The organism is Phenylobacterium sp. (genome assembly GCF_035276905.1).
GTDB lineage: Bacteria > Pseudomonadota > Alphaproteobacteria > Caulobacterales > Caulobacteraceae > Phenylobacterium.
Genome location: NZ_DATELG010000416.1, coordinates 1 through 5,289, shown reverse-complemented (window position 1 = coordinate 5,289; position 5,289 = coordinate 1). Strand labels below are relative to the sequence as shown.

4 protein-coding genes and 2 pseudogenes are annotated in these 5,289 nt (G+C 70.4%); 3 read left to right on the top strand and 3 right to left on the bottom strand.

All coding sequences use genetic code 11. The features are described 5' to 3' along the window. Window positions 1-817 (top strand): glycosyltransferase family 25 protein (locus VJS38_RS19865; RefSeq protein WP_324089881.1); only part of this gene is annotated, 817 nt, incomplete at its 5' end. 48 nt (window positions 818-865) lie between these two features. Here VJS38_RS19865 and VJS38_RS21045 read toward each other — a convergent pair. Both VJS38_RS21045 and VJS38_RS19860 read right to left on the bottom strand, forming a co-directional pair. Continuing rightward, a pseudogene (locus VJS38_RS21045) lies at window positions 866-970 on the bottom strand (PEPxxWA-CTERM sorting domain-containing protein); the annotation flags it as partial. A 99-nt stretch (window positions 971-1,069) separates the two neighbouring features. Continuing rightward, a pseudogene (locus VJS38_RS19860) lies at window positions 1,070-2,134 on the bottom strand (esterase-like activity of phytase family protein); the annotation flags it as partial. Between the two features lie 380 nt (window positions 2,135-2,514). Between VJS38_RS19860 and purD the strand changes: the two are divergent. Together purD and VJS38_RS19850 are read left to right on the top strand one after the other, a co-directional pair. Then, the gene (gene purD, locus VJS38_RS19855) at window positions 2,515-3,786 is read left to right on the top strand and encodes a phosphoribosylamine--glycine ligase (RefSeq protein WP_324089879.1); all 1,272 of its coding nucleotides are present in this window, start codon (window positions 2,515-2,517) and stop codon (window positions 3,784-3,786) included. A 217-nt stretch (window positions 3,787-4,003) separates the two neighbouring features. Next, entirely contained in the window at window positions 4,004-4,513 is a 510-nt protein-coding gene (locus VJS38_RS19850; protein WP_414692470.1) for a helix-turn-helix domain-containing protein, read from the top strand. Here the strand turns inward: VJS38_RS19850 and lpxK are convergent. Then, window positions 4,494-5,289 (bottom strand): tetraacyldisaccharide 4'-kinase (gene lpxK, locus VJS38_RS19845; protein WP_324089878.1); only part of this gene is annotated, 796 nt, incomplete at its 5' end. The genes VJS38_RS19850 and lpxK overlap by 20 nt on opposite strands.

Sequence of the window (5,289 nt, the reverse complement as noted above, 5' to 3'; positions counted from 1 at the left end):
TCCAGGGCAGGCTGCTAGAGGGCGCGCCATGCGAGCCTGCTACATCAATCTGGACACCGCCGTGGAACGTCGGCGCCAGCTCGAGGCCGACTTCGCCCTCGTCCCTTCCGCGGGCTGGACGTTGCAGCGGTTCCCGGCCGTCACGGCCGCCGATGTGGCGCAGGCGCCCGGCCGCTTGCGGCCGACCGAGAAGGCCTGCTTCGAAAGCCACCGGCGATTGATCGGTCGGCATCTCGACGACGAGGCGCCGCTCTTCGTGCTCGAAGACGATGTGGTCTTCTCGCGACCGGCGTTTCCGCTGCTGACCGAGATGCTGCAGCGTCCGGAGGACTGGGATCTCCTCTACACGGACCTCGCGCTCGTTCAGCCGGCGAGGATCGTCGAGGCTGTTCGCACCCGCGAGCGTCTCGGGGGCGCGGGCGAGGTCGCCACGGCTGCGTTGGGCGGCGCCGCCTTCGTGGGCGCGACCGCCTACCTGGTCCGCGGTGGGTCCAAGGCCAGGCTGCATCGGTTGCTGGTCGAGGCGTCGGAGCTCGATACGCCTTATGACGTCTACCTGAACCAGCGAGTCATGGCGGGCGACCTCAAGGCGGCGGTCTGCCTGCCCTTTCTGACCACGCCGTCCGAGCATGGGAGCCGATCCCAGATCCGCCCCGAGGCGCCGGTCAGTCACCGCGCCTTCGACCTCTTCCGTCGGCTGATGTTCATCGAACGCGACCTGGACGCCTGCAGCGACGCGGCGAGGGCGCTCGAGGCTTGCCTGTCGGCGCCGGAACGCGTTCTGGGAACCCTGGTCGGGGCGCTCAGCCTGCCGTAGCGGAACCCTCGCCGGCCCGAAGCCGGCCGGCGAGGACCATCTGGCCGCTCAGACCGCCTGGGCCTGGACGCCCTGGCGACGGCGCGCGCGGAGCATGCCGCCGAGGCCGAAGAAGCCGGTCAGCATCATCGCCCAGGTCGCCGGCTCGGGGACGGCGATCGACTCCGCCACGTAGTTCGGCAGGTCGCCGTCCTGGAAGCCGAACACGTAGAACTGGTTCGGCCCGGCGGTTGCGGGCACGAAGTCGTTGTCGTTGGCGATGAACAGGGTGTGGTAGTTCTGGCCGTTGTAGGTGACGTCCTGGCCGAAGGTGACGCCTTCGATCTTGGCCGGGATCTGCGTGGCCGGGATCCCGAGCGCGGTCAGCGCGGCGACCAGATCGACGAACGGTGTGGCGCTCTTGGCCACCACGTTCGCAGCCGCCGCGGCGCCCGCCATGTTGGTGATGTCGACCGCGCCCGAGATGTCGATCTTGAAGATCTGCTTGACCTTGGCGGTGGAGCCGTCGCCCAGGCCCTTGCCGTCCCGCTCGTCGACCAGGAACTGGTGGTCGTTGATCGCCACGATGTCGCTGACGCCGGTGCCGGTGGTCAGGGTGTAGCCGTACTCGTGGGTCGTGCCGGTGGCGATGTCGACGGTGACGATGCGCACCATCTTCGTGCTGGTGTCCTGCTCCAGCTGGGCCTGCATGATGCCGACCAGGGTCTTCCCGTCCGGCGTGATCGCCAGGCCTTCCATGCCCTTGTTGGCGACGCGGCCGACGGTGTTGTTGGCGATCTCGGTGGCGCCCACGGGCGACAGGTTGGTCACGTCCAGGTTGCTGGGCAGGGTGAAGGTCTTGATCAGGGCGCCGGTCGAACGGTCGAACTGGCGGATGTAGGGGCCGTACTCGTCGGAGATGAAGACCGACTTGCCGTCCGGCGCGACGCGGATCGATTCCGGGTCGAAGCGGGCGTTGGCGGCGTTGCCGGAGTCGCCCGCGCCGAAGTTGTCCGAGCGGCCGGTGAAGTAATAGACGCCGGCGCTGTTCTGGGCCGGCGCGCCCGAGCCCAGGCCGACCGTGGCGCCGCTGCCGTAGTTCAGCGGGGTGGTCGAATAGAGCAGGGTGGTGCCGGTGAGGGTCGGCGTCAGACTGAAGGGCAGCGAGCCGCCGCCGCCCAGCGTCAGCTGCATGTCCAGGGTCTGGACGCGGCTGATGTAGGACGTCGTGTCGTCGACGGCGGCGTTGTAGCTGACGGCGTTGGGGCCGCGATCCGGGACGGCGACGAAGGTGCTCCCGCCGGCGTAGGAGATGCCCGAGCCGAGGCCGCCGAGCATGTTGGCGGCGACGCCGTTCTCGAGCGTGCCGGTCAGGCCCGAAAGATCGGAGCTGCCGTTGAGCGCGCCCTGGGCGAGCAGCAGGACGTTGGCGTGGGCCGCCGCCGCCGACAAAGCGCTGCCCAGCAGCAGGCCGAGGAAAAGTCTGGATCGCATGTTTGCCCCGCAAGAACTCATTAAGGTTGATTGCTGAAGCGTTTCCTTTCTCACTCGTGTGTGACAGTCCCGTGTGAACTGTATGAAAGCTTGAGCTCGACTTGCGCGTGCGTCGGGTATTTTGTCGTCGCCTCAGACACGAAGTCCCTCCCTTAATGGGGAGCGAGGAATCAAAGGGACGGCGGGCTTGACCCCGCTTCCTGCCCGCGCCAAAGCCCGCGGCCATGAACATCCTGCTCGTGGGCGCCGGCGGACGTGAGCACGCCCTGGCCTGGAAGATCGCCCAGTCGCCGCTCCTGACCCGCCTCGTGGCCGCGCCCGGCAATCCCGGCATGGCGGCCCTGTGCGAGACGCGGGCGGTCGGTGCGACCGACGTCGAGGCCCTGACGGCGCTGGCCCGCGAGATCGCCGCCGACCTGGTGGTGATCGGCCCGGAGCTGTCGGTGGCCGCGGGCCTGGCCGACGCTCTGCAGGCGGCGGGGATCGCCTGTTTCGGGCCGACGGCCCAGGCGGGCCAGCTGGAATCCTCCAAGGCCTTCACCAAGGCCTTCGCCGACCGCCACGGCCTGCCGACCGCGGCCTATGTGGTCTGCGACGAGGCGGCCGCGGCGCGTGCGGCGCTCGACCGCTTCGAGGCGCCCTATGTGATCAAGGCCGACGGCCTGGCGGCCGGCAAGGGGGTGGTGATCGCCTCCACCCGCGCCGAGGCGGAGGCGGCGATCGACGACGCCCTGGGCGGCCGCTTCGGGGCCGCCGGCGCGCGGGTGGTGATCGAGGAGTTCCTCGAGGGCGAGATCGGTTCGCTCTTCGCCCTCTGCGACGGCGAGGCCTCGCTGCTGTTCGGCTGGGCCCAGGACCACAAGCGCGCCTTCGACGGCGAGCAGGGGCCCAACACCGGCGGCATGGGGACCTATTCGCCGGCGCCGGTCTTTACGCCCGCGCTGGTCGAGCAGATCCGCGAGCGGCTGGTCGAGCCGGCCTTCGCCGGCATCGCCGCCGAGGGCGCGCCCTACCGTGGAGTGCTGTTCGTCGAACTGATGGCCACGAAGCACGGGCCAAAGCTGGTCGAGTTCAACGTCCGCTTCGGCGACCCGGAGTGCCAGGTGCTGATGCTGCGCCTGAAAAGCGACCTCGTCCCCTACCTCAAGGCCTGCGCGACGGGGACGCTGAAGGACATGCCGCCGCCGGTCTGGCGCGACGAGGCCGCGGCCTGCGTCGTCGTCGCCGCCAGGGGCTATCCCGGGACGCCGGCGTCCGGCGGCGAGATCCGCGGCGCCGACCAGGACTTCGGCCCCGATGCGGTGGTCTTTCACGCCGGCACGCAACGCGACGAGGCGGGGATCTTGCGCGCCGCCGGCGGGCGGGTGCTGAACGTCTGCGGCAAGGGCCCCGACCTCGAGGCGGCGCTCGCCACGGCCTATGGCGCGATCGAGCGGATCGAGTTTGCCGACGGCTTCTTCCGCCGCGACATCGGCTGGCGCGCGCTTACCCGTTAAACGGGAATCATCCTCCAATCGCTCGCAACCGTAGTCGGGTTCGCCGAACGCTGCGACAAATCAGCTCACCCAAAACGGGTATCGGTCCCCCAAATCGGGTAGGGCTTCGCTTCAACGCCGCAACAAAATGCCGTTCTGCTCAACCTGGGGGCGTTGAGACGGAGCGGCCGGCGGCCGCTTCTCGCTACGCCGAAGGGTTGCATGTGGAGTTCGGCAGATGAGTTCGGTTTCGCGCGGCGGCATGGACGCCGTTGAGGGCCGCGAGGACCTGGAGGGGGGCGGGGGGCCCCATCCGGTCGATCGCCACGTGGGCTTGCGGATCCGGATGCGTCGCAAGGAACTCAACATCAGCCAGGAAAAGCTGGCGGAGGCGCTCGGCCTGACCTTCCAACAGGTCCAGAAGTACGAGCGCGCCGCCAACCGTGTCAGCGCCTCCAAGCTGTTCGAGATCGCCCGCGCGCTCAACGCCAATGTGGCCTACTTCTACGAGGGCCTGTCGGTCGCCGACGAGCTCGAGCCGCCGGTCGCCGCGCCGAACCTCGAGGCTCACGCCTTCCTGCTGACGGCGGAGGGCGCCGAGCTCGCCAACCTGTTTCCAAAGCTCGGCCGCAGCCGGGTGCGCCGCAAGGTGCTGGAGCTGGTCCGCGCCATTGTCGGCGCCGAGCAGGAGACCGATGCGCCGGTCGAGCCGGCGCGGCCGCAGGTCGTCAGCTACGGGGCTCATTGAACAGCGGGGCAAGCAGCGCATCCAGCGCTTCCGGCGCCTCGAACACCGCCCGCACCGGCCAGTCCGCGATCCGCGCGCGCCAGGCCGGCGGCAGCCGCACCCAGTCCTTCTCGGTGGTGACCAGGCCCGCGCCGAACTGCTCGGCGCGTTCGGCGAGCAGCTTCAGCGTCGCTTCGTCGTAGGCGAAGTGGTCGGCAAACGGCGCGAAGTCGGCCAGTTCGCAGCCCGCGGCGCGCAACGCCCGCTCCACCTTCCAGGGCTTGCCGACGCCGGCGAAGCCGACCTGCGGGCCGGGCGGCGGCGGCTGGACCGGCTCCAGCCGGGCCGCCAGCACGGGCCTTGCGGCAAGGCTCCGGGCCAGCTCGGGATCGACGCCTGGCCGGTCCGCCGGCGACAGCACGATCGAGGCCTCGGCCCGGGCGAGGCCGGCGGCCAGCGGCTCGCGCAGCGGGCCTGCGGGAAAGACCCGGCCGTCGCCGAACGGCCATTCGCCGTCGCGCACCTCGCCGTCGACCACCACCAGCGACAGCGCCTTCTTCAGCGACGGGTTCTGGTGGCCGTCGTCCATGACGATCGCCTGGGCGCCCGCGGCGGCGGCGGCTCGCGCGCCCGCGGCCCGGTCGCGCGCCACCCAGATGGGAAAGTCCCGCGCCAGCATCAGCGGCTCGTCGCCGACCTCGGCGCTGGCGTGGCGGGCGGGATCGACCTGCGCCGGTCCGGCGAGGCTTCCTCCATAACCGCGGGCGAGTACGTGGGCGGCTCGGCCGCGGGTCGCC